Source organism: Sphaerobacter sp. (genome assembly GCF_019683595.1).
Lineage (GTDB): Bacteria > Chloroflexota > Chloroflexia > Thermomicrobiales > Thermomicrobiaceae > Sphaerobacter.
Genome location: NZ_JADGHZ010000316.1, coordinates 1 through 2283, shown reverse-complemented (window position 1 = coordinate 2283; position 2283 = coordinate 1). Strand labels below are relative to the sequence as shown.

Below are 2283 nucleotides of genomic sequence, written 5' to 3'. Positions count from 1 at the left end.
CCCACACCGCGGGGCCGCACTGCACCCCCCCCGGCCCGGGGCCGCGGCCGGTGGGGGGGGGGGGGCGGGGGCCTCCTCGCCTACGGCTGGCTAGATACCCACGTCGCCGACGAAGATCTGCTCGTCGGGCCGGGCCTCCCACGGGAAGGTCTTGGTCACCCCGTAGAAGTCCACCTGGTGCCAGAGCGGCACCCACGGGCACTCGTCGTAGATGATCTCCTGCAGCTCGTTCATGAGTTGCTGCCGCTTGTCCGGGTCGATCGTTTGGTTCAACTCGGCGAACTTGGCAACGAACGTGTCGTTCTGCCAGAAGGTGTAGTTCAGCGAGTAGTCCGGGTGGACGTAGAAGATCTCCTGCTCGCCGGTGAACGGCGCGCCCAGCCCCAGGAAGAAGAGCGGGTCGGGGTTGCCCGACGGCAGCAATTCCCCGGCGTAGACCGACCACTCCAGCACGCGGAGGTTGATCTTCAGGCCGATATCCTCGAAGTTCTGGGCGATGGCCTGCGCCATCTCCGCATCCTTGATGTAGCGGCCGCTCGGGGCGTCCATCGTCACCTCGAAGCCCTCGGGGACGCCGGCCTCCTTCAGGAGCGCGCGGGCCCGCTCCGGGTCGTACGGGTAGGGCTTGAGGTTCGGGTTCTGGTGCGGCGGGTTGACGATCGTCGCCGCCCGCTCGCCGGCGCCGTTGAGCAGCGCGGTTCGGATCGAATCGAAGTCGACCGCGTAATTCAGCGCCTGGCGGACGCGCTTGTCGTCAAACGGCGGCTTGTCGCAGCGGATACCGATGAAGATGATGCGGCCGCCGGTGACCTGGGACACCCGGGTGTTCTCGCCCGCGTCCAACTGCGGCACGAGATCGGGCGCCACGTTGACGATGATGTTGGCCTCGCCGTTCTGCAGGGCCACCACCCGCGACGACAGCTCGGGCACCGGGCGGAAGATGACCCGCTTGACCTTGGGCTTCGGTCCCCAGTAGTTCTCGAAGGCTTCCAGCGTGATGTGGTCGTCCTTGACCCACTCGACCAGCTTGTACGGGCCGGAGCCGACCGGCTCGCGCTGCACCTTGGCGATGGCGTCCGCGTCGGCGTCGGTGTACACGCTCGGCGGGACGATCTCGAACGACGTCAGCAGGTCGGGGAAGATAGCCGCCGGCTTCGAGGTCTTGACCCGGAAGGTGTAGTCGTCGATCTTCTCGGCCGACTCGTAGCCGATGAGGCGGGTCAGGGCCTGCACGACCGGCTGCTCCCCGATCTTGCCCTTGGCGCAGCGCTCGAAGGAGTAGATCGCGGCGTCGGCGTTGACCGGGTCGCCGTTGTGGAACGTCGCGCCCTCGACGAGCTTGAACTCCCAGGTCAGGTCGTCGATCGTCTTCCACTCGGTGACGATGTTCGGCTCGACCTCAAGCGTCTTCGGGTTCCGCTTGGTGAACATATCGAAGATGTGGACGTTGATGTTGAACTCGGGTGTGGCGTTGCGCAGGAGCGGGTCGAGCGTGTTGGCGTCGACGCCCTGCATGATGACCACTTCCTCGGGGATGTCGCCGCCACCCGAGCTGCCGCTGTCACCGCTCGATCCGGTCGGCGTGCTGCTGCCCCCGCTCGACGGCGTTGTCGTCTGGCTGCCGCCGCCGGAGCCGGAACCGGAATCGGAACTGCCGGAATCCGACGACTCGTCACCGCCGCCACAGGCAGCCAGGAGCGCGCCAAAGACCGGGGCGCTGATCCCCATTGCCGCGGCGCGGCGCAGGATCTCGCGCCGGCTCTGTTTCCCGTCCAATGCATCGGCCAACAATTGGCGAAGTTCCTCGGAGCCCTTCTGCATTACATCTCCTCCTCAGGCGCGTGCCAGACGCCCGAACATCCCCCGTTGGACCCCGGGGGGCCGACTCCTCCTCTGCCTGCGCTGGGCAACCACGCACCGCCGCCGGAATGCCCGGTTGTCACCGCCGCGTTGTGCGCTCCGCTGCGTGTACCGCTGCTACGGACTAACCTGTAGGGACCTTGGTCCGTTGGTGTGCGTCACGATGCCCTGTGCCAGACGCGGAGATTGTAGGCAGTGCTGTGCTGGGCTGTCAAGACAGGGATTGCCGAATCGGCTTGACGAACCCGAAATGTCTAGTAGCTGAGCAGGTTGGAGCCCCGACTGCATATCGTCTCAGCACGTCTTGCGACCAGGGATGAGCGCAAGGTGATCTGGCGGGCGGAATGGGTGGTGGGATTGGGAAGCGGGGGGGGGGGGGCCGCCCCCACCCCGCCCCCCCCCCCCCCACACCGGCCCCGCCGA

General features: G+C 66.9%; 1 protein-coding gene. It reads right to left on the bottom strand.

Annotated elements, in window-relative coordinates; all coding sequences use genetic code 11:
• Positions 1-90 precede the first annotated feature (90 nt).
• Complete coding sequence (locus IRZ30_RS17040; RefSeq protein WP_294086898.1) at positions 91-1821, bottom strand: ABC transporter substrate-binding protein; 1731 nt, start codon at positions 1819-1821, stop codon at positions 91-93.
• Positions 1822-2283 lie beyond the last annotated feature (462 nt).